This is a genomic window from Streptomyces sp. NPDC001594, assembly GCF_042893675.1.
Taxonomy (GTDB): Bacteria; Actinomycetota; Actinomycetes; order Streptomycetales; family Streptomycetaceae; genus Streptomyces.
Map to the genome: position 1 here is coordinate 377,370 of NZ_JBIAVB010000002.1, position 26,963 is coordinate 404,332.

Annotated in this window: 27 protein-coding genes; 16 read left to right on the top strand and 11 right to left on the bottom strand. The window is 72.9% G+C overall.

Annotated elements, in window-relative coordinates:
- Window position 1: 1 nt before the first annotated feature.
- From pyrE to ACFY0O_RS05315, 5 genes are all read left to right on the top strand, one after another.
- Window positions 2-541, top strand: a complete 540-nt coding sequence (gene pyrE / locus ACFY0O_RS05295) for an orotate phosphoribosyltransferase (RefSeq protein ID WP_388943020.1) — start codon at window positions 2-4, stop codon at window positions 539-541.
- 326 nt (window positions 542-867) lie between these two features.
- Window positions 868-1,890: a class II fructose-bisphosphate aldolase gene (gene fbaA / locus ACFY0O_RS05300; protein ID WP_388943023.1), complete on the top strand. Its 1,023-nt coding sequence runs from the start codon at window positions 868-870 to the stop codon at window positions 1,888-1,890.
- Window positions 1,891-2,078: 188 nt separating this feature from the next.
- Window positions 2,079-2,807, top strand: a complete 729-nt coding sequence (locus ACFY0O_RS05305; RefSeq protein WP_388943026.1) for a ScbR family autoregulator-binding transcription factor — start codon at window positions 2,079-2,081, stop codon at window positions 2,805-2,807.
- Between the two features lie 81 nt (window positions 2,808-2,888).
- Complete coding sequence (locus tag ACFY0O_RS05310) at window positions 2,889-3,596, top strand: BTAD domain-containing putative transcriptional regulator (protein ID WP_388943029.1); 708 nt, start codon at window positions 2,889-2,891, stop codon at window positions 3,594-3,596.
- A 100-nt stretch (window positions 3,597-3,696) separates the two neighbouring features.
- Window positions 3,697-5,652 (top strand): helix-turn-helix domain-containing protein, encoded by a 1,956-nt coding sequence (locus tag ACFY0O_RS05315; RefSeq protein WP_388943031.1) that lies wholly within the window; start codon window positions 3,697-3,699, stop codon window positions 5,650-5,652.
- Here ACFY0O_RS05315 and ACFY0O_RS05320 read toward each other — a convergent pair.
- Window positions 5,625-6,827, bottom strand: a complete 1,203-nt coding sequence (locus ACFY0O_RS05320; protein WP_388943034.1) for an IS701 family transposase — start codon at window positions 6,825-6,827, stop codon at window positions 5,625-5,627. The genes ACFY0O_RS05315 and ACFY0O_RS05320 overlap by 28 nt on opposite strands.
- A 237-nt stretch (window positions 6,828-7,064) precedes the next feature.
- Between ACFY0O_RS05320 and ACFY0O_RS05325 the strand changes: the two genes are divergently transcribed.
- The 5 genes from ACFY0O_RS05325 to ACFY0O_RS05345 all read left to right on the top strand — a co-directional run bounded on the left by ACFY0O_RS05325 (window position 7,065) and on the right by ACFY0O_RS05345 (window position 12,046).
- Entirely contained in the window at window positions 7,065-8,333 is a 1,269-nt protein-coding gene (locus ACFY0O_RS05325; protein ID WP_388943462.1) for a CE1758 family FMN-dependent luciferase-like monooxygenase, read from the top strand.
- Between the two features lie 4 nt (window positions 8,334-8,337).
- Window positions 8,338-8,751: a DUF3151 domain-containing protein gene (locus tag ACFY0O_RS05330; RefSeq protein WP_358897930.1), complete on the top strand. Its 414-nt coding sequence runs from the start codon at window positions 8,338-8,340 to the stop codon at window positions 8,749-8,751.
- A 128-nt stretch (window positions 8,752-8,879) separates the two neighbouring features.
- The gene (locus ACFY0O_RS05335) at window positions 8,880-9,728 is read left to right on the top strand and encodes a tryptophan 2,3-dioxygenase family protein (protein WP_358897929.1); all 849 of its coding nucleotides are present in this window, start codon (window positions 8,880-8,882) and stop codon (window positions 9,726-9,728) included.
- The gene (gene kynU / locus ACFY0O_RS05340; protein WP_388943038.1) at window positions 9,721-10,959 is read left to right on the top strand and encodes a kynureninase; all 1,239 of its coding nucleotides are present in this window, start codon (window positions 9,721-9,723) and stop codon (window positions 10,957-10,959) included. The genes ACFY0O_RS05335 and kynU overlap by 8 nt, the downstream gene beginning before the upstream one ends.
- 193 nt (window positions 10,960-11,152) lie before the next feature.
- Window positions 11,153-12,046, top strand: coding sequence for an alpha/beta hydrolase family protein (locus ACFY0O_RS05345; protein ID WP_388943040.1), 894 nt, complete (start codon window positions 11,153-11,155; stop codon window positions 12,044-12,046).
- Here ACFY0O_RS05345 and ACFY0O_RS05350 read toward each other — a convergent pair.
- Entirely contained in the window at window positions 11,971-12,456 is a 486-nt protein-coding gene (locus ACFY0O_RS05350) for a hypothetical protein (protein ID WP_388943042.1), read from the bottom strand. The two genes, ACFY0O_RS05345 and ACFY0O_RS05350, sit on opposite strands and share 76 nt — an antisense overlap.
- A gap of 126 nt (window positions 12,457-12,582) precedes the next feature.
- Here ACFY0O_RS05350 and ACFY0O_RS05355 point away from each other — a divergent pair, with 126 nt between their 5' ends.
- The 3 genes from ACFY0O_RS05355 to ACFY0O_RS05365 are packed head-to-tail and all read left to right on the top strand — an operon-like array spanning window position 12,583 to window position 14,128.
- Window positions 12,583-13,440 carry a helix-turn-helix transcriptional regulator gene (locus ACFY0O_RS05355; protein WP_388943045.1) on the top strand — a complete coding sequence of 286 codons (858 nt, stop codon included), beginning with the start codon at window positions 12,583-12,585 and terminating at the stop codon, window positions 13,438-13,440.
- Window positions 13,437-13,682 (top strand): DUF397 domain-containing protein, encoded by a 246-nt coding sequence (locus tag ACFY0O_RS05360; protein WP_388943048.1) that lies wholly within the window; start codon window positions 13,437-13,439, stop codon window positions 13,680-13,682. Before ACFY0O_RS05355 ends, ACFY0O_RS05360 begins: the two co-directional genes overlap by 4 nt.
- A 20-nt stretch (window positions 13,683-13,702) precedes the next feature.
- Window positions 13,703-14,128 (top strand): hypothetical protein, encoded by a 426-nt coding sequence (locus tag ACFY0O_RS05365; protein ID WP_388943050.1) that lies wholly within the window; start codon window positions 13,703-13,705, stop codon window positions 14,126-14,128.
- A 507-nt stretch (window positions 14,129-14,635) separates the two neighbouring features.
- On the opposite strand, the gene ACFY0O_RS05370 is transcribed toward ACFY0O_RS05365, so the two are convergent.
- From ACFY0O_RS05370 to ACFY0O_RS05380, 3 genes are all read right to left on the bottom strand, one after another.
- Entirely contained in the window at window positions 14,636-15,358 is a 723-nt protein-coding gene (locus ACFY0O_RS05370; RefSeq protein ID WP_388943053.1) for a hypothetical protein, read from the bottom strand.
- Between the two features lie 326 nt (window positions 15,359-15,684).
- Window positions 15,685-16,191, bottom strand: a complete 507-nt coding sequence (locus ACFY0O_RS05375) for a carboxymuconolactone decarboxylase family protein (RefSeq protein WP_388943056.1) — start codon at window positions 16,189-16,191, stop codon at window positions 15,685-15,687.
- Window positions 16,192-16,290: 99 nt separating this feature from the next.
- Window positions 16,291-17,040 carry a helix-turn-helix domain-containing protein gene (locus ACFY0O_RS05380; protein ID WP_388943059.1) on the bottom strand — a complete coding sequence of 250 codons (750 nt, stop codon included), beginning with the start codon at window positions 17,038-17,040 and terminating at the stop codon, window positions 16,291-16,293.
- A gap of 226 nt (window positions 17,041-17,266) precedes the next feature.
- Here ACFY0O_RS05380 and ACFY0O_RS05385 point away from each other — a divergent pair, with 226 nt between their 5' ends.
- Both ACFY0O_RS05385 and ACFY0O_RS05390 read left to right on the top strand, forming a co-directional pair.
- Window positions 17,267-17,938, top strand: a complete 672-nt coding sequence (locus ACFY0O_RS05385; protein WP_388943062.1) for a DUF4097 family beta strand repeat-containing protein — start codon at window positions 17,267-17,269, stop codon at window positions 17,936-17,938.
- A gap of 57 nt (window positions 17,939-17,995) precedes the next feature.
- The gene (locus ACFY0O_RS05390; RefSeq protein ID WP_388943064.1) at window positions 17,996-19,072 is read left to right on the top strand and encodes a serine hydrolase domain-containing protein; all 1,077 of its coding nucleotides are present in this window, start codon (window positions 17,996-17,998) and stop codon (window positions 19,070-19,072) included.
- 78 nt (window positions 19,073-19,150) lie between these two features.
- On the opposite strand, the gene ACFY0O_RS05395 is transcribed toward ACFY0O_RS05390, so the two are convergent.
- Window positions 19,151-20,434, bottom strand: coding sequence for an adenylosuccinate synthase (locus ACFY0O_RS05395; protein WP_358809560.1), 1,284 nt, complete (start codon window positions 20,432-20,434; stop codon window positions 19,151-19,153).
- Window positions 20,435-20,807: 373 nt separating this feature from the next.
- Between ACFY0O_RS05395 and ACFY0O_RS05400 the strand changes: the two genes are divergently transcribed.
- Window positions 20,808-21,449 (top strand): diacylglycerol kinase, encoded by a 642-nt coding sequence (locus tag ACFY0O_RS05400; RefSeq protein ID WP_388943067.1) that lies wholly within the window; start codon window positions 20,808-20,810, stop codon window positions 21,447-21,449.
- A gap of 21 nt (window positions 21,450-21,470) precedes the next feature.
- On the opposite strand, the gene ACFY0O_RS05405 is transcribed toward ACFY0O_RS05400, so the two are convergent.
- Genes ACFY0O_RS05405 through ACFY0O_RS05425 form a run of 5 tightly spaced genes read right to left on the bottom strand, consistent with a single transcriptional unit; the run spans window position 21,471 to window position 26,898 of the window.
- On the bottom strand, window positions 21,471-22,688 hold the full coding sequence (locus tag ACFY0O_RS05405; protein WP_388943069.1) for a cytochrome P450: 1,218 nt from the start codon (window positions 22,686-22,688) through the stop codon (window positions 21,471-21,473).
- Window positions 22,689-22,697: 9 nt separating this feature from the next.
- Entirely contained in the window at window positions 22,698-23,363 is a 666-nt protein-coding gene (locus ACFY0O_RS05410; RefSeq protein WP_388943072.1) for a response regulator, read from the bottom strand.
- Window positions 23,360-24,682, bottom strand: coding sequence for a histidine kinase (locus ACFY0O_RS05415; protein WP_388943074.1), 1,323 nt, complete (start codon window positions 24,680-24,682; stop codon window positions 23,360-23,362). The genes ACFY0O_RS05410 and ACFY0O_RS05415 overlap by 4 nt, the downstream gene beginning before the upstream one ends.
- A 10-nt stretch (window positions 24,683-24,692) precedes the next feature.
- A complete protein-coding gene (locus ACFY0O_RS05420) occupies window positions 24,693-25,877 on the bottom strand; it encodes an acyltransferase (protein WP_388943077.1) in 1,185 nt (394 codons plus the stop codon).
- Entirely contained in the window at window positions 25,870-26,898 is a 1,029-nt protein-coding gene (locus tag ACFY0O_RS05425; protein ID WP_388943080.1) for an alpha/beta hydrolase, read from the bottom strand. Before ACFY0O_RS05425 ends, ACFY0O_RS05420 begins: the two co-directional genes overlap by 8 nt.
- Between the last annotated feature and the right edge of the window lie 65 nt (window positions 26,899-26,963).

The window sequence follows — 26,963 nt, forward strand, 5'->3', positions numbered from 1 at the left end:
CATGAGTGACGTACGCGATGCGCTTCTGCAGCAGATCAAGGACAAGGCCGTCGTGCACGGCAAGGTGACCCTCTCCTCCGGCAAGGAGGCCGACTACTACATCGACCTCCGCCGCATCACCCTCGACGGTGAGGCCGCCCCGCTGGTCGGTCAGGTCATGCTCGACCTGACCGCGGAGCTGGACTTCGACTGCGTCGGCGGCCTGACCCTGGGCGCCGACCCGGTCGCCACGTCGATGCTGCACGCCTCCGCCGCGCGCGGGCAGCGCCTGGACGCCTTCGTGGTCCGCAAGGCGCAGAAGGCGCACGGCATGCAGCGCCGCATCGAGGGCACCGACGTCAAGGGCAAGCGCTGCCTGGTCGTCGAGGACACCTCCACCACCGGCGGCTCCCCGCTGACCGCCGTCGAGGCGGTCCGCGAGGCCGGCGGCGAGGTCGTCGCCGTCGCCACCATCGTGGACCGCGGCGCGGCCGAGGCCATCGCCGGAGCGGGCCTGCCCTACCTCACCGGCTACCAGCTCGGCGACCTGGGCCTGGCCTGAGCCTCCCCGGCGGCCCCTCCCGGCGGCCCTCCGCGGCCCCGGCCGTCTCGGAGTGTGGTCGCGAAGGGGTGGTGACGGGGCCTTGGAGCGGGCTCGGCGCAACGGGTGACGAAGGTCCTCGGAAGCCCGTACTCCGCTCCTGACCTGCACCTTTTCGGAAGGGTGGGGTGTTTCACGTGAAACACCCCACCCTTCTCGCCGTACGAGGGCCGTCACGCGGGGTGGAGTGTCGCGCCGAGTCTGGAAAGATAGGCGCGACGTCTGACGTCGCCCCCAGGTCAGGGCCCGCAATAAGCACACTCCCCGCACATCCAAGGAGCGGACAGATGCCCATCGCAACCCCCGAGGTCTACAACGAGATGCTCGACCGGGCGAAGGCAGGCAAGTTCGCCTACCCGGCGATCAACGTGACCTCGACCCAGACCCTGCACGCTGCGCTGCGCGGCTTCGCGGAGGCCGAGAGCGACGGCATCATCCAGATCTCCACGGGCGGCGCCGAGTTCCTGGGCGGCCAGTACAACAAGGACATGGTCACCGGCGCGGTCGCCCTGGCCGAGTTCGCGCACGTCGTGGCCGCCAAGTACGACATCACGGTCGCGCTGCACACCGACCACTGCCCCAAGGACAAGCTGGACGGCTACGTCCGCCCGCTGCTCGACATCTCCGCCGAGCGCGTGGCCAAGGGCCTGAACCCGCTGTTCCAGTCGCACATGTGGGACGGCTCCGCCGAGACCCTGGCCGACAACCTGGCCATCGGCCAGGAGCTGCTCGCCAAGGCCGCCGCCGCGAAGATCATCCTTGAGGTCGAGATCACCCCGACCGGCGGCGAGGAGGACGGCGTCAGCCACGAGATCAACGACGAGCTGTACACCACCGTCGAGGACGCCATCCGCACCGCCGAGGCCCTGGGCCTGGGCGAGAAGGGCCGCTACCTGCTGGCCGCCTCCTTCGGCAACGTGCACGGCGTCTACAAGCCGGGCAACGTCGTGCTCCGTCCCGAGCTGCTCAAGGACCTCCAGCAGGGCGTCGGCGAGAAGTACGGCAAGAGCAGCCCGTTCGACTTCGTCTTCCACGGCGGCTCCGGCTCCACCGAGCAGGAGATCGCCACCGCGCTGGAGAACGGCGTCGTGAAGATGAACCTCGACACCGACACCCAGTACGCCTTCACCCGCCCGGTCGCGGACCACATGTTCCGCAACTACGACGGTGTCCTGAAGGTCGACGGCGAGGTCGGCAAGAAGAACACCTACGACCCGCGCACCTGGGGCAAGCTGGCCGAGGCGAGCATGGCCAAGCGCGTCGTCCAGGCCTGCGGCGACCTGCGCTCCACGGGCACCAAGCTGAAGTAGTCCCCGGCGCCCAGCGCGCCACGGACTTCCCCGAGGGGTCCGTCCGTCCGGAACCGGACGGGCGGACCCCTCTTTCGTGTGCGTGAGGTGACATCGCCGGTGGACGTCCGCCCGCGCGATGGTGTGGAATACCGAAAACGTACCCGTGGGAATGTGATGCCGGCGGGACAGGAGAGGCGACGCCCCATATGAGGACCGAGAGACCCCAGGTGAAGCAGGACCGGGCGGTGCGCACCCGCCACGCCATCCTGCAGGCGGCGGCCGTGGTGTTCGAGGAGCACGGCTACGACGCGGCCAAGCTCTCGGACATCGTCAACATCGCCAAGGTCACCAAGGGCGCCCTCTACTTCCACTTCGAGTCGAAGGAAGGCCTGGCCCAGGCCGTCATCGACGCCCAGAACGACGGGCAGCCGCAGGCGCTGCCCCAGCCGTACAAGGCGCAGGAGTTCGTCGACATCGGCATGGTCTTCTCGCACCGGATGCGGCACGAGGTGCTGATCCGGGCGAGCGCCCGGCTCACGCTGGACCAGACGGGCCCCCACCTCGACCGGGCGACCCCCTACGAGACCTGGATCGAGCTGTGCGCCGGCCTGCTGACCGAGGCCCGGGACCGGGGCGAGCTGCTGCCCGGAGTGGAACCGGTCGTGCCCGCCCGGCTGATCGTCGGCGCGTACGCGGGCCTGAACACCATGTCCCACACCCTCGGCCTCGACCTGGACGCCCAGGTCGCCGAGCTCTACACGCACGTCATGCCGAACGTGGTGGTCCCGGCGGTGGCCATCCGGCTGGACACCGCCCCCGGGCGGGGGTCCCGGGCCCTCCACGGGCCGCTGGGCACGCACTCCTGCCGGACCGGCTGCGTCAACGGGGTGGTTCCCACCGGGGAGTTCGCCGACCCGCAGGACCCGGCCGCCTGAACCGCCCCACGCGCCCCACCCCTTCCCAAAAAGATCCCCCCGGGTATTATTTTTTCTGCTCGCCTGCCCAGGGAGAACACTGTGGACATTGAGGTACTCGGCGCACCACGGGTCACGGAGAACGGCGTGCCCATCACCGCCCCCACACCGGAGTCCCGGCACGTCCTGGCGGCCCTCGCGGCAAGCCCCGACCGGGTCGTCCCGGTCTCCGTGCTCGCCGAGGAGCTGGCCCGCCACACCTCGCCCGAGCACTCCCGCGCCGCCCTGTACACCGCCGTGCGCCGGCTGCGCGAACGGTTCGCGGAAGCATTGGGGGCCGGCTCGGTCCGTACCCCCGAGACCGTCCTCGCCGCCCGTCCCGGCGGATACCTCCTCGACACCGGCGGCGGCCGCTGCGACGTCCGCGAGTTCGAACGCGAGGCCGGCGCCGGCTACCGGGCCATGGGCCGCGGGGACTTCGCCCAGGCCGCCGCCCGGCTGCGCCGCGCCCTCGACCTGTGGACCGGCCCGGCCCTCGACGGCATCGACGCAGGGAGCTGGCTGCGCGGCCGCACCGCCTCCCTCGACGCCGACCGGCTGTCCGTACTCGGCCAGTGGGTCGAAGCCGAACTCGCCCTCGGCCGCCACCGCGAACTGCTCCTGGAACTCGCGGGCCTGCGCGGCGCCGAGGGCCGCCACCCCGACGGCACCTACCCCGCCGCCCTGCGCCGGGCCGAGACCCGCGTCGCCGCCCTGCGCGCCGCCCTCCCCGGCCCCGGCCTCACCCTGGCCGGCGCGGTACGCCGCTGACGGCCGGCCACCCTGTGACCCGTGCTTGACCCTTCGCCGCCCGGAACCTAGGTTCGGGGCGGGACGCGGGTAAAACAGCTGGTCGGAGGGGGTCGGCAGGATGCGCGGGGACGACGCGGGCGCACTGGCCGTACTGGAGCTGCTCGCGGCGGACGCCCCGCCGGGCCGGTACGAGGAGCTCCTCACCGACGCCCGCGCGGCCGGAGCCGACGCCGCCGCCCTCGACGGGCTCAGCCGGGCCCTGGAACTGGCCCGCTCGGTCCAGGCCCGCGCCAGCCGCAGCCGCCAGCGCGAAGCCGCCCTCACCGCCCTCGTCGACACCGCGCACGACCTGACCTCCCCGTACGACATCGACGGCCTGCTGCGGCTGATCACCCGCCGCGCCCGGCGTCTGCTCGGCTTCGACATGGCCTGGCTGTCCCTGAGCCGCCCCGACGGCACGGCGTACGTGCGGACCTCCGAGGGCGAGACCACCGCCTTCAACGTCGGCCTCGAACTCGGCACCGGCCGGGGCCTCGGCAGCATCGCCCAGGCCCGCCGCTCCCCGGTGTGGACCCCCGACTACCTCGCCGACCCCACCATCGCGCACGCCCCCGGCATCGACGCCGTCGTCGAGGCCGAGGGCCTCCACGCGATCATCGCCGTGCCGCTGCGCCGCGGGGACTCCACCCTCGGCGCCCTCTACGGCTCCGACCGCGCCGTACGGCAGTTCAGCCCGGACGAGATCGGCATCATGCTCTCCCTCGCCGACCTGGCCGCCGTCGCCATCGAGAAGGCCCGCCTGCTGGAGCAGACCCGCGACCAGGTCACCGAGCTGGAGGCCTTCGGCTCCCGCACCCACACCGCCCTCACCCGCGTCCGCCACCTGTGGGAGTGCCACGCCCGCCTCGCCGGACTCGTCCTGGACGGCGCCGGCCTGCCCACCCTCGCCCGGGCCACCGCCGACGCGCTGGACGGCGTCCTCCAGGTACGCGACCCGGGCGGACGGCCGCTGACCGCCACCGGTGAACTCCCGGACCTGGACGAGGAGGCCGTCACCAAGGGGGCCCTGCAGGCCCTGACCCTGCGGCGCCCCGTCCGGCTGCCCGGCTGCCTGTGGCTGGCCCCCGTCCTGGCCGGAGCCGAGGACCTCGGGGTCCTGCTGCTCAGCCCCTCCGCCCCGCTCGCCGACGAGGACGTCCGGCTGCTCCAGCTGGCCGCCCAGTCCGTGGCCTCCCTGATGCTCATCCAGCGCGGCACCGCCGCCGCCGAGGGCCCCGTCCACGACGAACTCCTCGCCGACCTCCTCGACCGGCCCCACACCGTCGACCTGCACCTGCTGGAACGCACCCGCCGACTCGGCATCGACCTCGACCGCCCGCACGTGGTGGTCGTCGCCCGGCCCGAGGGCGGCGAACTCGGCAAGGCCGTGGCCTGGGCCTCCTCGTACGCCTACCGGATGGGCGGCCTCAAGGGCGTCCGCCGGGGCTGCCTCGTCCTCGTGCTGCCCGGCACCGATGCCTCCGCCGCCGCCCACCGCGCCTCCGGAGAGCTGTCGCCCCTGCTCGGCCACGCCGTGTCCACCGGCGCCGCCGGACCCACCAAGGGCCCCGGCGACGTGGCCCGCACCTACGCGGAGGCGGTGCGCTGCCTCGACGCGCTGACCGCCCTCGACGGGGTCGGCGGCACCGCCTCCCTCCAGGAACTGGGCTTCCTCGGCCTGCTGCTGTCCGCCGACCACGACGTGGAGGCGTACATCACCCGCACCATCGGCCCCGTCCTGGAGTACGACTCCGGCCGCCCGGCCGAGCTGACCCGCACCCTGGAGGCGTACTTCGCCTCCGGCGCCAGCCCCACCCACGCCGCCGAGGCCCTGCACGTCCACCCCAACACCGTCTCCCGGCGCCTGGAGCGCATCGCCGAACTCCTCGGCCCCGACTGGCAGAAGCCCGGCCGGGCACTGGAGGTCCAGATGGCGCTGCGGCTGCGCAAGACCCGTGCCGTCCTGCACGACCGCCGCACCGCCGCCGACCGCTCGGGCGCCGCCCCCTACGCGGCCCCGTACGAGAGCGCGTAGCCCTCCGTCGCCGTCAGCGCCCGGGCGGCGTGCGCCACCGAGGCCAGCGTCACGTGCCGGTGCCAGCCCGGCAGCGCCCGCCCCGCGAAGTCGCGCAGCCCCGCCTCCTGACCGCTGTGCTCGGCGGCGAACGCCACCCGCCGGCCCTGCTTCGTCAGCCGCAGCAGCGGGCCCACCGGCAGCCGCACCAGGTCCGTCACCCACAGCTGCGACGGGGCGCGCCGCGGATCCGCCCACTCCCCGACCAGCAGCAGATGACGGCGGCGGGCCGGCGAGGGGTCGGGCATCATCACCCGCACCGCGACCGCGAGGGTGCTGCGGTGCCGGCCCGGACCGGCCGCCGGATCGGGGTCGGTCCACTCCACCGGGGTGCTCAGCCCCTTCACCGCCTGCAGGACGTCCCGCGCGCAGCGGGCCCCCGCCCCGTGCCCGGGCAGCGCCGGATCGGTGACGAGCAGCGGGGTGGACGGGCTGATCCGGGCGATGACGGGCAGCCCCGCCTCCGCGAACCGGTTCATCGTGGAGCGCGTCCCGATCTGCCGGATGTCCAGCACCACCGGCCGCACCGGGCTCCCGCTGCGCCGCACCGTGGAGATCACGGCGGCCGCCGCGGCCTCCTCGTACGCGGCCCGGGCGGCGTGCTCCCCCGGCTGATCGGTCTGCTCGGCCTCCGGGAGGAACATCTCCCAGCCCACCGGAGTGGCCAGCGCGGCCGAGGCGAACCAGGTGCCGAACGCCTGCTGCCCCCGGAACATCTGCCCCTGGTGCGGGTCGAACCGGTTGGCCACGCCCACCGAGTGCTCCCCGCCCTTCGGGATGGCCATCGGCTGCGCCACCCACGCCGTCAGCGGGCTCGCGGCCTCCAGGAAACGGGAGAGGTTGGCCCGGATCGGCTGCCAGTCCCAGGTGGAGCCGGAGATGAAGTGGTGCATGCTCTGCTCGGCCGCCCCGCCGCCGACCTGCCCCGCGATCCCGCGCATCGACTTGCGCCCCGGAAGGGCGAGCAGCCCCTGTACGTACTGGCGGCCCTTCTCCCGCTGGTCCTTGCGGCGCAGGGAGGACAGGACGGCGGCACACAGGTCGTCGGCCACCTCCCGGGCCGGATCCGGCCGCCCGTTCCCGTTCCCGGTGCCGTTCCCCGTGCCCATCCCCGTGCTGGTGCTGCTGCTGCCCATGACCGCTTCCACGACATGCCCCCCTCGGCGTGCGTCCACTGCCCCTCTACCGTCCGACGAGCACCCCCCGTTGGGGGAGGTGTGCCGGTCACCGCGATCGCCCCGGAGGTGGTGGGGTCCCCACCACCTCCTCGACTTGACGGACTGTCGGCCCGGAACTGGCCGGATCACCGCAGACCGGGCACGGTCGGGACCCTCGACGGCGGCACGGGAGGCGTGGGAAAGCGGGGCAGCGGCGTGCAGTTCGGCATCTTCTCGGTCGGTGAGCTCGCGCCCGACCCCCGGGCCGGCCGCATGCCGACCGAACACGAGCGCATCCGGGCCATGACCGCCCTCGCCGTCCGCGCGGAGGAGGCCGGCCTCGACGTCTTCGCCACCGGCGAGCACCACAGCCCGCCCTACGTGTGCTCCGCGCCGGCCACGCTGCTCGCGTACCTGGCCGCCCGCACCCGGCGGCTGATCCTCTCCACCGCCAGCACCCTGATCACCACCAACGACCCGGTGCGCGTCGCCGAGGAGTACGCGCTGCTCCAGCACCTGGCGGGCGGCCGCCTCGACCTGATCGCCGGCCGCGGGGACACCCCCGACGTCTACCCCTGGTTCGGCCAGGACCTGCGCGAGGCAGGCGCCCTCGCCGGGGAGAACTACGCCCTGCTGCACCGCCTCTGGCGGGAGACCGACGTCGACTGGCGGGGCCGCTCCCGCGCCCGGCTGGACGGCTTCACCTCCACGCCCCGCCCGCTGGACGGCGTACCGCCCTTCGTCTGGCACGCCTCGGTGCGCTCCCCGGAGACCGCCGAGCGGGCCGCCCACTACGGCGACGGGTTCTTCGCCGACCACCTCCTCGCCCCCGTCGGGCACTACGCCCGGCTGGTCGAGCTCTACCGCACCCGGTACGCCGAGCACGGCCACGGCGCCCCCGAACAGGCCATCGTCGGGCTCGGCGGACAGCTGTTCGTACGGGCCCGCTCGCAGGACGCGCTGAGCGGGTTCCGCCCCTACTTCGACCGCTCCCCGGCCCGCGCCCTGCACTGGTCCCTGGAGGAGGCCGCGGCCCGCACCCCGCTGACCGTGGGCAGCCCCGACGAGGCCATCGAGAAGATCCTCGGCTTCCGGGAGGTCTACGGGCACTACCAGCGCCAGCTGTTCACCGTGGACCACGCCGGCATCCCGTTGGAGACCGCGCTCGAACAGATCGACATCCTGGGCGAGCGGATCGTCCCGGTCCTGCGCCGCGAACTGGCCGCCACCCGCCCGCCCACGGTCCCCCCGGCCCCCCGCCACCCGGCGGCGGACGGCCGCCAGGCCCAGGCCCACCCGGCGGCGGACGGCCTACGGGCCGAGGGCCGTCCGGCGGCGGACCGCCCGGCTCGCCCCCCGGCTTACCCCCCGGCCCCCGCAGCCACCCGGACGGCCGAGCCCGCCCGGCCCGCCCCGCCGAGGCACCTCACCGGGGCGAGCGCCCTGCCACCCGGCCGCGTCGGACAGCCCCATCGGACACACTGAACGCATGTCGATTCACCAGAACCTGCTCGGGGGCCCCGCCCCCACCCACCTGCCCGACGAGCCCGCGCCCCGCGAGGCCCTCGCCGCCGGCACCGCCCCCGCCGAGGTGGCCGCCGCCCACCCGACCTCCTCCCTCGCCTGGGCCGCCCTCGCCGACGAGGCCTTCGCCGCCGGCCGGACCGTCGAGTCCTACGCGTACGCCCGCACCGGCTACCACCGCGGCCTGGACGCCCTGCGCCGGGCCGGCTGGAAGGGCCACGGCCCGGTGCCGTGGGAGCACGAGCCGAACCGCGGCTTCCTGCGCGCCCTGCACGCCCTGGCCCGCGCCGCCGGCGCCATCGACGAGAAGGACGAGTACGAGCGCTGCTCGACCTTCCTGCGCGACTCCTCCCCGACCGCCGCGGACACGCTCGCGTAACGGCCGGGCCGAGTGCCCTAGAGGGGCCCCGGATCTCCTGTTTATGATGCGATGCAGGGGACCGGGGCTCCACTCACCCATCGGAAGGAGCGGACCGCTACCCGGAAGCACGTGTCGAGGAGACAGAGATGTCGCACGCCCTTGATGCCTCCGGAGCCGGTTCGGACACCCCGAACCTCGACTTCGCCGGCACCACCCCGTACGAGGACTACGTCCAGGCGGACGTCCTCACCCACCTCCAGCACCTGCGCTCGGACGATCCCGGCGAGATGGTCTTCCTGGTCACCACCCAGGTCATGGAGCTGTGGTTCACCGTCATCGTCCACGAGTGGGAGACCGCCGCCCGCGCCCTGCGCGAGGACGACATCCCGGTGGCGACGGACGCGCTGAAACGATCCCTCAGGGAGCTGGAGGCGCTCAACCACTCCTGGCGGCCGCTGGCCCAGCTCACCCCCGCGCAGTTCAACGCCTACCGCGGCGCACTCGGCGAGGGTTCCGGATTCCAGTCCGCGATGTACCGCCGGATGGAGTTCCTCCTCGGTGAGAAGTCCGCGTCCATGCTGGTCCCGCACCGCGGCGCCCCGCGCGTCCACGCCGAGCTGGAGAAGGCCCTCCACGAGCCCGGCCTCTACGACGAGACCCTGCGCCTGCTCGCCCGCCGCGGCCTGCCCGTCCCGCAGTCGGTCCTTGACCGCGACCTCACCCAGCGCTACGAGCCCTCCGCCGCGGTCGAAGCCGTCTGGACCGGGCTCTACGCCGACCCCTCCGGCGCCCACGCCGACCTGCACCGCCTCGGCGAGATCCTCACCGACGTGGCCGAACTGGTCTGGCGCTGGCGCAACGACCACCTGGTCGCCACCCGCCGCGCGATGGGCGCCAAGACCGGCACGGGCGGCTCCGCCGGGGTGACCTGGCTGGAGAAGCGCGCCTCCAAGAACGTCTTCCCCGAGCTCTGGACGGCCCGCAGCCATGTCTGACGCGATCCCCCAGGACCTCCAGGACCTCCAGGACCTCCAGGACCCCCAGGACCTCCAGGCCCGCGCCGCCCGGCTCGACGCCGAGGACCCGCTCGGCAAGCACCGCGGGCGCTTCACCCTCCCCGACGGGCTGGTCTACCTCGACGGCAACTCCCTCGGCGCCCTCCCGGCGGGCGTCCCCGGCGCGGTGGCCGACGTGGTCGGCCGCCAGTGGGGCGAGCTGCTCATCCGCTCCTGGGACGAGAGCGGCTGGTGGACCGCCCCCGAGCGGATCGGCGACCGCATCGCCCCGCTCGTCGGCGCCGCCCCCGGCCAGGTCACGGTCGGCGACTCCACCAGCGTCAACCTCTTCAAGGCCCTGGTCGGCGCCGCCCGCCTGGCCGCGCCCGGCCGCACCAGGATGCTGGTCGACGCCACCACCTTCCCCACCGACGGCTACATCGCCGCCTCCGCCGCCCGGATGACCGGCCTGGACCTCGTCCCGGTCGAGCCCTCCGAAGCGGCGGACGCGTTCGGTTCCGACACGGCGGTGGTCCTCCTCAACCACGTCGACTACCGCACCGGCCGGCTCCATGACCTGCCCGGCCTCACGGCGGCCGCCCACGCCGCGGGCGCGCTGATCGTCTGGGACCTCTGCCACAGCGCAGGCGCCCTCCCCGTCGGCCTCGACGCGCACGCCGTCGACCTCGCCGTCGGCTGCACGTACAAGTACCTCAACGGGGGCCCCGGTTCCCCGGCGTACCTGTACGTGGCCCAGCGCCACCAGGGTGCCTTCGACTCCCCGCTCCCCGGCTGGAACAGCCACGCCGAGCCCTTCGCGATGAGCCCGGACTACACGCCCGCCCAGGGCGCGGCCCGGGCCCGTGTCGGGACCCCGGACATCCTGTCCATGCTGGCCCTGGAGTCGGCCCTGGACGCCTGGGAGGACGTGGACGTCGAGGCCGTCCGCGCCAAGTCCCTCGCGCTGACCGACTTCTTCCTCGACTGCGTGGCCGCGTACGTCCCGCGGGGCGCGGTCGAGGTGGTCACCCCGGAGGACCACGCCGAGCGCGGCAGCCAGGTCTCCCTGCGTACGGAGGGCGCCCGCGAGGTGATGGCGGAGCTCGTCTCCCGGGGCGTGGTGGGCGACTTCCGCGCCCCCGACGTCCTGCGCTTCGGCTTCACCCCGCTCTACGTCGGTTTCGCCGACGCCGAGCGCGCGGCGCGCACACTGGGTCACATTTTCGGGTGACGCGGTAGCGAAACGTCACACCACGAGGCGGGCGGGGCTGTGGCTCCGCCCGCCTCTGTGTGGACTCGTCCCGGAGGCCAGGGGCACGTGGCAGCCTGATACGGTCCCGCTCTGCCGGAAACACCGGAACATCTGTCCCCGCTGTCACACGCGTTGCTGTCACACGCGTACGCGTTACCGAGAGGTCGAGCCGATGACGGACCCCGCAGTCGAACGGGACGCCGCCGAGGCCGCCGCGGCCTTCGCCCACCCCCCGGTCGCACCGGACGCGAGCGCCGCGTACGGGGACCACCCCGACCAGGTCGTCGACTTCTACGCCCCGCGCGGGGACTCCGTGGGTGCGGGTGCGGGTGCGGGTACGGCCCCGCTCGTCGTGGTGCTGCACGGGGGCGCCTGGCGCGCCCCGTACGACCGTCAGCACATCACCCCGTTCGCCGACTTCCTCGCCCGGCGCGGTTTCGCCGTCGCCAACGTCGAGTACCGGCGCGGCAGTTCCCTGCCGCACCAGGGTTCCGAGGGTCCGGTCGCGGGCCGCTGGCCGGAGACCTTCGACGACGTCGCCGCCGCCATGGACGCCCTGCCGGGGCTGCTCGCGTCCGCCCTCCCGGCGGCCGACCCCCGCAGGACGGTCGTCACCGGCCACTCGGCGGGCGGGCACCTCGCGCTGTGGGCCGCCGCCCGGCACGTCCTGCCGTCCGGCTCCCCCTGGCGGCTGCCTTCCCCGCCGGAACTGCGCGGCGTGGTGGCGCTGGCCCCCATCGCGGACTTCGAGGTCGCGGAGCAGCTCGGCGTGTGCGGCGGGGCATGCGCCCAGCTGCTGGGCGGCCCGGCCCACTGGGACGCCCGCCGCCCGTCGGCTGACCCCGCCTCGCTGCTGCCGACGGGCATCGCGACGACGGTGGTCCAGGGCAGGGAGGACATCGTGGTCCCGCCGGCGGTGGCGGAGTCGTACGCGGCCGCGGCGGCGAAGGCGGGCGAGATCGTGGGGCTGACCCTGGTCGAGGGGGTCGGTCACTTCCCGCTGATCGACCCGGCGGCGGACGCCTGCGCGGTGGTGGCGGAGGAGATCTCGCAGCTGGCCTGGTAGAGCCCGGCCGCGCGGTGCAGGAGCAGCGCGTGCACGAACCGGTCCTCGGCCTTGGGCGGACACCGCCAGGCCAGCGGCCAGGCCCCGTCGAGGGCCGGGACGGGGATGTACGTGGTCCGGCGCGGCCCGGCCGTGAGGCGGCGGAACCCGGGCGGCCACATGCGGTACTGGGCGCTGCCGACCGGGATCAGGAAGTAGACGGGCCGGCGTCCGTTGGCCTGCACGACGATGGGGCCGGGGTCACCGCCCGTGAGCGTGACGAGGAGATCGGCGAGATCCCGTCCCATGTCACCGTCCACACGTAGCGCGTCAAACTGCACCCCGGCCTTGCGGAACGCGATACCGGCGGGCGGGAGCCAGGTGGGGGCGGGCGCTTCGAGAGTAGCCGGGGTGTCACTTTCAGTGTTCATGGAACAAGCGTGATGGCTCAGGTCTACCGTTTTCCAGAGCCCGGACTTGAAGGCCCGTGAGTCATGGGATCGCACTGCGCTGCGCTTGAGACCGTTTGAGTTCATTTGAGTTCGGGGGTGTTCGGCATGCCGAAGGCGGAAGGCAGCAAGGACGGGGAGCAGGACCAGGAGGAGGAGCGCCCGGCCACCCAGCTGATGGCCGACATCGCCCGCATCCTGCGGCTGGAGAAGGGCCTGACCCAGGAGGCCGTGGGCCGGCTGACGAACTACACGGGCTCGGCGATCAGCGCCATGGAGACGGGCGCCCAGCCGGTCAGCGACAAGATGCTGGAGCGCCTGGAGGGCGCCATCGGCGACAATCGGGGCATCTTCGAGGCGGGGCGCAAGTACGTGCTGATGGAGAAGTACCCGGTGCGGTTCCGGGGGTTCTCGCAGATGGAGGCGTCGGCGCACATGATCTCGTCGTACGAGACGACGGTCGTGGACGGCCTGTTCCAGACCGAGGCGTACGCGCGGGCGCTGATCTCCGGCAGCTATCCGCAGGTCTCCCCGGCCAAGGTGCAGGAACTGGTGGACGCGCGGCTCGCCCGCAGGGCGCTGTTCGACCGTGTTCCGACCGCGATGATCGAGCTGATCGTGGAGGAATCGGTGCTGCGCCGTCCCTTCGGCAGCTGGGACGTCCTGCGCGAGCAGCTGCACGCGCTGGCGGACGACGCCCAGCGCCACAACGTGACGGTCCAGGTGCTGCCCCTCGACCGGGGCCTCAAGGGGACTTATGCCGGGGACCGTGGGCCGATGAAACTGGTGGAGACGAAGGACCACGAGCACGTCGTCTACATGGAGATCGAGGACGAGAGCATCCTGATCAGCAACCGGGCCAAGGTCTCTCGGCTGATCCAGCGGTATGCGAAGATCCGCGCACAGGCGCTCAGCCCTGACGAATCCCTGGGGCTCATCAAGCAGTTGGCGGGAGAACGGAAATGAACACCAGCACCCTGCGGTGGTTCAAGTCGAGCTACAGCGACGGCGGTGGCGGCAACTGCGTCGAAGTGGCCTACGACTGGCGCAGGTCGAGCTACAGCGACGACGGCGGCGGCAACTGCGTGGAGGTGGCGGGGTGCCCGCACGCCGTGCACGTCCGGGACTCCAAGAACCTCGGCCCCACCCTCACCCTGGCACCCACGGCCTGGGCCGACTTCGCCGACTGGGCGGCCGGGCAGGGGTAGTGCCGACCTGGGCGCTCCTCATGGAGCAGAACATCCACGGGCGGCACGGTTCGACCTGGTCGCTCACGGTCCTGGGGCACGTGGACGGGACCAGGCAAGACGCCCTGGCCGCCCTCCGCGCACGGGCGGACGGGTTCGACCCCGCGCTCTTCACCAAGGTGACACGGCGACGGCTCTACGGCGACGGCGACGGTTTCATGCTGCTCGTCGAGGGCCGCTTCGCACGCGCGTGGCACTACCGGTTCAAGCTCGCCGAGCTGCTCGAGGACAGCGCCCCTCCGCCACCCCCACGGCCCCCCACGCGGGAACCGAAGCCCGTGGAGCGGTGGCAGCCCCCGAGCCCCCGCTCGCCCAAACCCCCGAAGCCCCCACAACCCCCGGCCCCGCCACGGGAGGTCGACATCCCGGAGCGCCCTGCATGGCTCGGCCGGGACGACCTGGCCTGACCCCCTCGGGCGGCCTCAGAGAAGTGCTGGGGGCTTCCCGCCAGTCCCACTGTCCTTCCGGTCCGGGCCGCCCTGTCAAGGGCGCTCCTTCATCGCGTCGCTTCGCGATGTCGCTGCGCTCCACCCTGGACAGGCCGTCCCGGACCGAAACGACAAGGACTGTCGGGAAGCCCCCAGAGGAACGGTCCGGTCCAGAGTCGGACATACGGCGGAATCAGCAGACCAGACGGCCCGGCCGTGGGCCGGCAGATCGGGCATCCGAGCCCCAGGCCCATTCCCCCGGCCCGGGGGCGCGGCCACCCCGCCCCAGATCGCTACGCGCTCCTCCTGTCTCAGCGCCTGCCAGCCGTCTGGGCTCGCTGCTGTCGCCAGACGTCGTCGCAGAGACCATCGGGCGACCTCAGGCGCACCGGATCGCTACGCGCTTCTCTCGTCTCGGCGTCTGCCGCCCGTCCCGGGTTGATCGTCCTCTTACCCGCAACGGACGCCGAGCAGCTCGGCGGCCCGTCAGGCCTCGGGGCCGATCCGCAGCCGGAGGCGAAGGGTGCAGCCCCCCGGGCGGCTGTCGGTGTCGATGCCGATGGTCTCCGGGCCCCGATCGGCCATCACGGTACGGGTCGAGCCCGGAGGCAAGGCGTTCCGGCACTGGCCGGCGTTTCCGTCGGCGTAGTACTGGAAGTCGAGCTGGACGACGGTGACTCCACTCTCCTGCAGGGCGAAGGTGAGCTCGCAGCCGCCCATGCGGTCGTCGGTGTCGATGCGGATGCCAGGGCCGAAGGTCCGGACGTCCGACCGGACCGGCACGCGGTGTTCGCCCTGGTTGCCGCACTGGTTGGGGTCCGAGAACGGCGTGGCCCTCCACTCGTACGTCATGCCCGCGTTCTGCATGAAGCCCTCCGGATCGAAGATGCCGAAGGCGAGCTGGCAACCGCCCCGGCGTCCGTCCGTGTCGAAGCGGATCAGATCGGTCCAGTGGGTCTCCGCCGCCCACTGGTCTCCGGTTCTGCCACCGCATTGACCGGGATCGCCGTCAGGGTTGAACCGGATGCCGATCTCCGCGGGGGAGAGGCGATCCTGGGCCAGCGCGTGGGGGGACGGGAGAACGGCAGTGGCCAACAGGGTCATTGCTGCCGAGCCGAAGACTGCGATCCTGCGTGCGATGCGCTTCACGTCGTTGATTCCCTTCGATGCGAGATCTTCGGGACACAGCAAAGCCAGCGGCGTGGACACGCCAAGCGGAAACCCGACCCGACAGGCCGCAAACCACCCGAAAAGGCCAACTCCGGCCTTCGGACGCCGATTCGCTCGCCCTGTCGTGCGGGTATCAACCCAAGACGGCTGTCACCCGCCGAAATTCGAGAAGCGCGTAGCCATCTGTCGCGCCCACCGGCTCCGGATGACGATCCCGTCGGCCGCTGATGATGGCAGCGAGCCCAGGCGGCTGGTAGACGCTGAGACGGGGGGAGCGCGTAGCGATCTGTCGGAGACTGACGGGAAAGCCCCAACCCCACTCTGAGACCGCCCCGCCGGGACTCCGCCCTCCCCTACCCCGCCCCTCAGGCCCACTGCCGGGCGGCCAGCGTTTCGACCGGGTGCGGCTTGCCGATGACGGCGAGGGCGATGAAGAAGTTGATCTGGCCGATCGCGATGGTCAGGGTGGCCAGCGCCTTCTCGTCGTAGTGCTTCGCCGCCTCCGCGTACAGCTCGTCCGAGACCCGCTCCCCGCCCGGTGCCGCCGGCTGGAGGGTGGCCTCGACCAGGGCGAGGGCGGCGCGTTCCGCCGGGCTGAAGCAGAGGGCGTCCTGCCATGAGGCGACGGCGGTGATCTGCTCCTCGGATACCCCCGCCTTCCGCAGGAAGCCCGTGTTCAGGATGGTCAGGTAGGTGTTGTTGACGATCTGCCCCGCACGCAGGTGCACCAGGCTGATGGTGCTGCGGGGCACCGAGCGGTTGCCCGTGGCGCGGAAGAGGGCGCCGCTGATGTCGGCCAGTTCCGGCACGAACTCGCCCGGGTTCGGCATGCGGGAGATCGAGGGGGTCGCGGTGGTCGGGGTGTCCGTCATGGCTGCCGTCTCCTCGGGTGGTGGCCGGCGCCGTGTGCGTCGGCCTCACCTCACTGACGTCTGGGCGGAGCCCGGTGTGACAGCCCCGGGAGGGGAGCCTCAGGCCGTCTCGTCCGGATCCTCCGGCTCCGAGCCGGCCTCCGGCTTCGTGTGGAGGATCTCGCGGGCCTGTTCCGCCGCCCGGGCGATGCTCTCGGAGACGAAGTCGACGAACCGGGCGATGTTCTCCAGGCGGACGCCCGCCGGGGTCTGGGGGCCGAGGACGCCCACGCCCTCACGGGCGGTCTCCGCGAGCTGGGCGGTGCCCTTGGCGCTGGCGATCATCGACTGGTACCAGACGTCGTTGTCGCAGACGTACCGTTCCCGCCGCCGCTCGTCGCGTTCCCGGCGGACGAGGCCCTGCGTCTCCAGGAAGGCGATCGCCTTGGAGATGGACGCCGGGCTGACCTGGAGCCGCTGGACGAGTTCCGCCGCGGTGAGGCTGCCCGAGTCGCTCGTGTACAGGCAGGTCATCACCCGGGCCATCATCTTGGGCGTCCCCGTCGCGATCAGGACCGTCGTGAACGTCTCCTCGTACGCGGCCACCGCCTCGGGGTCGCGTCCGTGGGCCAGCGGCGGGGCTTCGGGGCCCCGGGGCGCGGCCTGCTTGCGGCGGTGGGCGCGGTGTTCGGTGGCGCGGTGGGCCAGGTCGGCGCGGTAGGAGGCGGGGCCGCCGTTGCGCATGACCTCCCGGGTGACGGTGGAGGTCGGACGGTCGAGCCGTCGGGCGATCTCGGCGTAGGCGAGCCCGTCGGCCAGTCCCAGCGCGATCTGCTGGCGTTCGGACTGGGTGAGTCTGCCTCCCGGCATTGCGTCCTCCTCGGTGGTGCGCGGTGAGGCGGCCAGCATAGCGTTTAGTTGCAGTTCATTGCAATGAATGGCTGGGTTTCGTTGCATTAGATCTGGAACCGATGCAACGATTTCACTGCATTGATCTGCTGGAATAGGGATTCTGTGCAACACGACTGTTGCCGCACCCGCGAACGCAACTTAGCGTTTCTCTTGTCAGAAACAACGACGAGCACAGGAGCCCACGATGCAGACCTTCGCCACCGCCACCGCCGTCTCGACCGTCCTCGACATCCCCGCCGGGCACATCCGGCTCGTCGCCGCCGACCGCTCCGACGCCACCGTCGAGGTCCGTCCGGCCGATGCCTCCAAGGGACGGGACGTGAAGGCTGCCGAGGAGACCACCGTCGAGTTCCGCGACGGGGTCCTGCGGATCGCCGCCGCTCCCGCGAGCAGCCGGATCATGGGCAACTCCGGCCGCGTGGACGTGACCGTGCAGCTGCCCGCCGGCTCCCACGTCACCGCGACCGTCGCCGCCGCCGGCTTCCACACCGCCGGACCGCTCGGGGAGGTCGTCCTCGAGGGCGCGCAGGCCGAGGTCGAGGTCGACGAGGCCACCTCCGCGCGGCTGACCGTCCAGGCCGGCGACATCGTGCTCGGCCGGCTGAACGGGCCCGCCGAGATCAGCACGCAGAAGGGCGACATCACCGTCGCCGAGGCCGCCAAGGGGGCCGTCACCCTCACCACCCAGCACGGAGCCATCACCGTCGGAGCCGCCCGCGGAGTCTCCGCCACCCTCGACGCCGGCACCGGCTACGGCCGCATCCACAACGCCCTCAACAACACCGACGGCTCCGCCGCCGCCCTCACCATCCGCGCCACCACCGCCTACGGCGACATCACCGCCCGCAGCAACTGACCGGCCCCGCACTCGTACCGCCCCCGCCCCGCATCCGCACTCAAGGAGCGAACCACCATGACCGACGACCGCCACCTCCGCCCCGAGCTCCAGCAGGCCCTCCAGGACATCGTCGACTCCGGCTGGGCCGGGGTGCAGCTGAGGGTGAACGACCCGCACGGCGAGTGGGTCGGCAGTGCCGGGCCGGCCGAGCCGGGCGGGAGCGCCGCGCCGCCCACCGACGGGCACTTCCGGATCGGGAGCAACACCAAGGTCTTCACCGCGACCCTCGTCCTCCTCCTGGTGGCCGACGGCCGGCTGGAGCTCGACGGCGCGGTCGCCGACCACCTCCCCGAGTACGGGCTGGACCCGCGGATCACCCTCCGGATGCTGCTCCAGCACACCAGCGGGCTGTTCAACTTCACCGGCGAGTACTACGACGACGGGACGACCGCCCCCGGCATCGCCTGGGAGGGCCAGGAATGGGTGGACAACATCCTGCGCACCTACCGGCCCGAGGAGCTGGTCCGGCTGGCCCTGTCCAGGCCCGCGCGGTTCGAGCCGGGGACCGACTGGAGCTACTCCAACACCAACTACGTCCTGCTCCGCCTGCTGGTAGAGAAGGCCACCGGCCGCCCCTTCGCCGAGGAGATGCGGCGCCGGATCCTCACCCCGCTGGGCCTGACCGGCACGGTGCTGCCGGAAGGCTCGCCGGAGATCCCCGAGCCGCACGCCCGTGCCACGTACGCCTACCAGGACGGGGAGGAGTGGAAGACCCTCGACGTCACCCGCTCGAACCCCTCCTGGATCTCCGCCGCCGGTGACATGATCTCGACCACCCGCGACCTGCACGTCTTCTTCTCCGCCCTGATGGGCGGCCGGATCCTGCCCGCCGGGCTGCTGGAGGAGATGCGCACCCCGCACCCCAAGCTGGGCTACGGCCTCGGGCTGTTCGTGCAGGAGACGGAGGACGGCCGCACCGTCTACACCCACAACGGCGGCATGTGGGGCTGGGGCGCGCTGATGTTCAGCTCGCCCGACGGCACCACCACCTTCACCGCGTCCGTGACCTGCGGGGACGCCCGGCTCGACATGATGCGGGTGGGGGAGCTGTTCGGGGAGGCCCAGAAGCGGCTCGTCGCCGAGGTCTTCTGAGCGGGGAGGGGCCGTGGTACACGACGGAGGGGCGGGGCACGATGCGTGCCCCGCCCCTCCGTCGTACTGCCGTACGGCTTACAGGAACGAGTTGATCTCGATCGTCTCGGTGCGGCCGGGGCCGACGCCGATGGCGGAGATCGGGGCGCCCGACATCTCCTCCAGCGCCTTCACGTAGTTCTGCGCGTTCTTCGGCAGGTCCGCGAAGGTCTTGGCCTTGGTGATGTCCTCGGACCAGCCCGGCAGGGTTTCGTAGATCGGCTTCGCGTGGTGGAAGTCGGTCTGCGAGTAGGGCAGCTCCTCGACGCGCTTGCCGTCGATCTCGTACGCGACGCAGACCGGGATCTCCTCCCAGCCGGTCAGCACGTCGAGCTTGGTGAGGAAGAAGTCCGTCAGGCCGTTCACGCGGGTGGCGTAGCGGGCGATCGGGGCGTCGAACCAGCCGCAGCGGCGGTCGCGGCCGGTGGTCACGCCGCGCTCGCCGCCGATGCGGCGCAGCGCCTCGCCGTCCTCGTCGAACAGCTCGGTCGGGAACGGGCCGGCGCCGACACGGGTGGTGTAGGCCTTGAGGATGCCGATGACGCGGCTGATCTTCGTCGGGCCCACGCCGGTGCCGGTGCAGGCGCCGCCGGCGGTCGGGTTCGAGGAGGTGACGAAGGGGTACGTGCCGTGGTCGACGTCGAGCAGGGTGCCCTGGCCGCCCTCGAAGAGCACGACCTTGTCCTCGTCCAGCGCGTTGTTGAGGATCAGGGTGGTGTCGGCGACGTAGGGCTTGATCTGCTCCGCGTACTGGAGCATCTCCTCCACGATCGCGCCGACCTCGATCGCGCGGCGGTTGTAGAGCTTGGCGAGCAGCTGGTTCTTGTTCTCCAGCGCAGCCTCGACCTTCTGGGTGAGGATCGACTCGTCGTACAGGTCCTGGACGCGGATGCCGACGCGGTTGATCTTGTCCGCGTAGGTCGGGCCGATGCCGCGGCCGGTCGTACCGATCTTGCGCTTGCCGAGGAAGCGCTCGCCGACCTTGTCGAGGGTGACGTTGTACGGCGTGATGAGGTGCGCGTTGCCGCTGATGAGCAGCTTGGAGGTGTCGATGCCGCGCTCGTTCAGGCCGCGCAGCTCGGAGAGCAGGACGGCCGGGTCGACGACGACACCGTTGCCGATGACCGGCGTGCATCCGGGGGAGAGGATGCCGGAGGGGAGGAGGTGCAGCGCGTACTTCTGGTCGCCGACGACCACCGTGTGGCCGGCGTTGTTGCCACCCTGGTAGCGCACCACATAGTCAACGGAACCACCGAGCAGGTCGGTGGCCTTTCCCTTGCCCTCGTCACCCCACTGAGCTCCGAGCAGCACAAGAGCGGGCACAGGCGTACACCTCTTCCGGATGGGGCATGTCCAAGGTCAGGGGGCGTACGACGATGTACACCGCAGGCTGAGCCGTCGGACCGGTGCCCCGGAATAGACGAAGGCCCTGGCGCAATAGCGCAAGGGCCTCTTGCACAAAGATGCTACCCGAGGAAGGACCGAGGTGTCGGCTCCAGAGCCCACCATGAGCCATGCGGGCGCGCCGGTAGGCGGTCTGCTCGTGCTCGTCGACCCGGTCGCCCGCCGTCTTGACGGCGAGTCCGTGCGAATCGCGAAGGATGTGTTGTCAGCGGGAGCTGCGGCGAAAATCTGCCTCCCGGATTCGCAGGAGGAATTTGCGCGGGCGCTCGCCCGCCGTGGTCATCGGCGGCCGGTGGTGGTCGGCGACGACCGGGCGCTGGTGCGGGCCGTGGGGCTGCTGCACGGCGAGCCGGGACCCGGGGACGCCGCCGTCTCCCTCGTCCCCGTGGGGCCGGTGGGGTCGCTCGCGCTGGCGCGATCGCTGGGGGTGCCGCTGTCGGCGGTGTTCGCGGCGCGGGCCGCGCTGGACGGGGTGACGCGGCCGCGGGACCTGCTGGTGGACGACTGCGGCGGGGTGGTGCTGGGCGGGCTGTGGATCACCGCTCCGTCGCCGCCGGCCGCGCGGCGGGCCGGGGGGTACCGGTCGCTGCTGCGGACCCTGCTGCCGGCTCCGGCGGTGGCGCCGGGGGCGGCGGCGCGGCCGGTGCAGCGGCTGCGGGTGGAGGTGGACGGGGTGGTGCTGGTGGACGAGGACCGCCCGGTGGAGGACGTCGCCGTACGGCCCCGGGAGGACGGCGGCCCGGCCCGGGTGGTGGTCCGGGTTAGGGGCGGTGCGCCGCTGACGGGGCACGGGGACTCGGTGACGGTGTCCGTGACGGGGCCCGCCGCGGCGTTCCACTACCGGGCCGACCACGACCGGCCCGGCGCCCCGACCCGCCGCCGCACCTGGACCCGCCACCCCTCGGCCTGGTCCCTGACCCTGCCCCGCCCCTGAGCGGGGCGGGGCGGCCACGGCCTAGAACTCGACGAGCAGCTCCCGCAGCCCGCGGATGACGTAGCCCTCCTGCCACTGCGGCTCCCGGACGAGCCGCATCGGCGGGACCTTCTCGTCCAGCAGCGCGCCGAAGGAGGAGACCAGCTCCAGGCGGGCCAGCGGGGCGCCCAGGCAGTAGTGGATGCCGGCGCCGAAGGTCAGGTGCGGGTTGTCGGCCCGTCCGAGGTCGAGCGCGTCCGGGTCCGCGAAGCGCGCGGAGTCCCGGTTGGCGGACCCGAAGAGCAGCGCGACCTCGGCGCCGCGCGGGATCAGGGTGTCCCCCACCTCGATGTCGTCGAGCACCCAGCGCTCGAACATCTGGAGGGGGGTGTCGTAGCGCATGAGTTCGTCCACAGCTGTGGACAACTTTTCGGGATCGGCCGATCCGGGGAGCGCGCGCAGCCCGGCGAGCTGTGCGGGATGGCGGAAGAGGGCCCACCAGCCGTTGACCGTGGTGTTGACCGTCGCCTCGTGCCCGGCGTTCAGCAGGAGGACGCAGGTGGAGATCATCTCCTGCTCGCTGAGCCGGCCCCCCTCATCGTGGGCGGCGATCAGCGCGGAGATCAAATCCGTGCCGGGCCGCCGCCGCCGCTCGGCGATCAGCTCCCGCAGATAGGCGCTGAACTCCACACTGGCCGTCACCGCCCGCCGCGCCGTCCCTTCGTCCGGCCGGAGCTCGAACATCCCGCAGATCGCCGCCGACCAGGGCCGCAGCAGCCCCCGGTCCGCCTCCGGGATCCCCAGCAGCTCCGCGATCACCGCCACCGGCAGCGGCTCGGCGACGGCCGTCAGCAGGTCCCCGCCGCCCTCGGCCAGCAGCCCGGCCACCAGCTCCCGCGCCAGCCGGTCCACGGCGGGCGCGAGCCGCTCCACGGTGCGCGGGGTGAACGCCTTCGACACCAGTCGGCGCACCCGCCCGTGCGCGGGATCCTCCAGATCCAGCATCCCGTTGCCGTTGAGCACGTGGAAGGGCTCGTGCTCCGGCGGCGGGGCCTGCCGCCCGAACTCCTCGTGGCTGAACCGGTGCAGGTATGTCCGCCCCAGCCTGCGGTCCCGCAGCAGCGCGCTCACATCGGCGTGGTGCGACACCAGCCACTGCCCGGTCGCCTGCGACCACTCGGCCCGCCCCCGCTCCCGCAACTCCTGGTAGGCGGGGTACGGATCGGCGACGAAAGCGGCGTCCCACGGATCAAAGCCCATCCCCGCACCCTAAGCCGGTGTCACCAGCCGCGTCTCGTAGGCGTACACCGCCGCCTGCGTACGGTCCCGCAGGCCCAGCTTCACCAGGATCCGGCTCACATGCGTCTTCACCGTCTGCTCGGCCAGCACCAGATGCCCGGCGATCTCCGCGTTGGACAGCCCCTGGGCGATCAGGGACAGCACCTCCGTCTCCCGCTCCGTCAGGTCCCGCAGCCGCGCCTTCGACGGCGCGCGCGGGGCGCCCAGCCGGGAGAACTCGGTGATCAGCCGCTTGGTGATGTTCGGCGACAGCAGGGCCTCCCCGGCCGCCACCACCCGTACCGCCTCGGCCAGCTGATCGGCCGAGGCGTCCTTCAGCAGGAACCCGGAGGCGCCGGCGCGCAGCGCCTCGTACACGTACTCGTCCAGGTCGAAGGTGGTCAGCACCAGCACCTTCACCGCGCAGTCCGGGACGGCGGTGATGACCGAGGTGGCCTCGATGCCGCCCATCCCTGGCATGCGGATGTCCATCAGGACCACGTCCGGCCCGAGTTCGGCCGCCTTCGCCACCGCCTCCGACCCGTCGACGGCCTGCCCGACCACCTCGATGTCGGGCTGGGCGTTCAGCAGGACGGTGAAGCCCTGCCGGACCATCATCTGGTCGTCGGCGATCATCACCCTGATCGGAGTGCTCATGCGTCCTTCTTCGTTTCGTGGGCGGACCGGCCGGGCGGGTCCAGGGGGAGGACGGCGGTGACCTCGTACCCGCCGTCGGGGCGTGGCCCGGCGGCCAGTTCGCCCCCCAGCATGCCCGCCCGCTCCCGCATCCCGAGCAGCCCGTGCCCGGTGCCCGGCGAGGGCGGGACGGGCCGGGTCGGGGCCGAGTTCGCCACGCACAGGTGCAGGTCGCGCGGCCCGTAGGCGAGGCCCACCTCCACCCGGGAACCGGGGGCGTGCCGCAGGCAGTTGCTGAGCGCCTCCTGCACGATCCGGTACGCGGTCAGCTCCACCCCCGGGGTCAGCGGCCGCCGGATCCCCGCCACCTCCCGGGTGACCTCCAGCCCGGCGCCGCGCACGTTGTCCACGAGCCCGTCCAGTTCGGCCAGGGTGGGCTGCGGATGGTGCGGGCCGGCCGCGTCCCCGGCCTGCTCGGACCGCAGCACGCCCAGCACCCGGCGCAGCTCCGTCAGGGCCTCCAGGGCGTTCTCGCGGATGCCGGCCAGGTTCTCCTTGAGCTCCTCGGAGGGGTTCTCCACCAGGTGCGGGGCCACCTGCGCCTGGATGGAGATCACCGACATGTGGTGGGCGACCACGTCGTGCAGTTCGCGGGCGATGCGGCTGCGCTCCTCCAGCAGGGTCCGCCGGGCCCGCTCCTCCTCGGTCAGGCTCTCCTGCGCGACGAGCTGGCTGCGGGCGAGCCGGGTGGCCCGCAGGGCGTACCCGAGCAGCCCGGCGAAGCCGAAGACCAGGAGCGCGCCGATCGCGCTGCTGCGGCCGTGCTCGGGCCGGAACACCGCCTCGGCCACGCCGGTGGCGGCGACGGAGACGCCGATCACCGCGGCCGTGACCTTCGGCGGGACACGCAGGGCCACGAGCAGGACCAGCGGGGCGAAGGCGAAGGGCCCGATCGGCGTCCAGGGCCAGCTCTGGCCCTGACCGACGGTGCCGTGGATCGTGGAGGCGATGAACCCGGCCGTCACCAGCCCGAGCCACCAGGCGGCGACCGGCCGGAACAGCGCCGCCACGATCGAGAACCCCGTCAGCAGGGACAGGGCGACGATGCGCGGATCGTGCACGCCGTAGTGGTCCTGGAGCTGTACGGACGTCAGGAACCCGAAGAGGACCGCCGCGTACAGGACGAGCCCGTGCGGCAGCCGGGCCAGCCACCGGGGCCGCTTCATGGGCGGCAGCGGATCCCGCCGGAGGGTGAACAACTGCCGGGCCACACCGCGCACGGAGCCGTCCTCCCGCTCGGGGGAGGTCACCGGTGGCGGGGGCACGCTCTGTTCGTTCACGCCGCCCACCCTAGGCACGGGAGCCCCCCGGGGCCGCAGCCGGACGCCGCTCACCGCGGGCAGGGGCGGCCGCCCGCCCCCGGGGCCGTTCGTGGACCCGGAACGCGGCCCAGCAGACGGCCAGGACCCCGGCGAACACCGGCAGCCACAGCAGCCGGGCGGCGATCCAGCCCGCCGAGGAGGGCACCGTGTGCAGCCCGGGCAGATCGGTGGAGACCAGCAGCCCGAGCGCGGTGACGGCCATCATCGAGGTCTGGTGCCACAGGAACACGGTCATCGCCGACAGGTTCAGCAGCGCCACCTTCGCCCAGGTCCGGGGCCGGCGCACGGCCCGCGCCAGCGGCTCGCGCACCAGGAGGGCCAGCCCGCACTGGGCCAGACCGAAGGCGACGGCGGCCAGCGTCGGCGGGTTCAGGTTCGATATGGCCGCCCCGGGCACCCCCACCATCGACGCCGGGTACCCGCCCCAGACGACCAGCACGGCGGTGGCGGCCGCCCCACCGCCCAGCAGGAGCAGGGCCGGGCGCCTCCGGGCGAACGCCCCCCGGGCCCAGGCGGCCCCCAGGGTGTAGGGGACGAGCCAGCCCGCGGCCACGTTGACCCAGCCGGCCCACTGCGGCCCGCCGAGCCAGAACCGCCACACGTCGACCCCCGCCACCACGGCCAGTGGCCACACCGGGCTGAGCCGGGCCACCAGCGGAGTCGCGGCGGTCAGTGCGGCGAACACCAGCAGGAACCACAGGGGCGACCACACCAGCGTGAGTAGCGTCCGCACGGTCTCCCCTCCGGCCCCGCCCAGCAGCAGCCCGCCCGCGACGACCACCCACAGGGCGACCACCGCGGCCACGGGACGGAACAGCCGCCCCAGCCGCTGCCGCACCCAGGCCCCGTACGCGACCCCGCGCGCCCGCGCCGACCCGTACCCGCGCGCCGCGACATGGCCGCCGACCAGGAAGAACACGGCCAGGGTCTGGAACACCCAGGACACCGGGGCCAGCCAGGGCATGCGCACCAGCGGGCTCGTACCCTGCAGGGCGCCGTCACTCGTGGTCAGGGCGGTGACCAGCCAGTGCCCGAGCACCACCCCGAGGATCGCGAAGGCCCGCAGGGCGTCCACGGCCCGGTCCCGCCCGGCCGGGGTCGCACGGTCCACCCGCTCCGCGAGGGCGCCCCACCGGTCGCGTACCTCAGACATGGGGGACCACCTCCGAGCCGAGGACGATGCGGGCCAGGCTGTCGAGGGACGCGGTGCCGGGCTTGAGGTAGTCGCTGTGTCCGGCGGTGCCCGCGGCGAAGACCCGGGCGCCGAAGGCGGGGTCCACGGGATCGGTGCCGAACCCGACTCCGCCGAGCCGGACATGCGGGACGTTCGCGATCCAGTCCCCGCTGCCCCGCCCGGCCCACACCCGGGCCCGGGTCGGCAGGCCGGCGGCGGAAGCGGCGCCCGTGCCCGGGCTGCCGAACAGGGCGAGGTCGCTCACCCCGGGGCCGGTCTCCGTGCGGGCGCAGACCACCGAGCCGTATGAGTGGCACAGCAGCGACAGGCGGGCGCCGGCCGGAGCGAGACCCGTCAACCGGGTCAGGAACGGGCCCAGTTCGGCGGCGGCCTCGTCGGCGCGGTCGGCGGTCAGCACGGTGGTGCTGACCGTGCCCGGGGTGTCGTAGCCGAGCCAGGCGACCACCGCGGAGCGCGGGTGTTCCTCCGTCAGCCGCCGCTGGAGGCTGAGCGCGCCGTCGCGGAAGCGCCGGTAGGTGTCCAGGGTGGTGTCGGAGCCGGGCACCAGCACCGCTATCCGGTCGGCGGTGCCGAGATCGCCGAACACCTCTATGGCCCGGCCCCTGCCCCGCCCGTCGAAGGTGAGGAACCTGGCGTCCCCCGCCCCCGCCGAGGCCATCTCCCGCAGCTTCGCCGCCCGCTCGCCCCGCCCCGCCCGCTCGGCCGTCCGGGCCGATGCGGCGAGATTGGCGAGGTTGGCGGCATATCGCTCCTGCGCGGTGGCGGACTCGGCGAACACGGCCGGCGCCGGCGCCGGTACCTGGGGGGAAGCGGCGGCGGACACCGGGACCACCACGGCCGCGGCGACCAGCCCCGCCAACAGCGTGCGCCGCAGCCGGCCCCGGCGGCCACCGAACCGGCCGTCGCGGCCGCTGTCGCCGTTACCGTTGCCGCCGTCGCCGCTCTCGTCGCCGTTCACGCTGTTCAGCCGGCTGTCCATGGCGGTGCCCCCCGTGCTTCGCTCCGATCGGGCACTCGCCCGCTCCGGTAATGAAGTTAGGAATC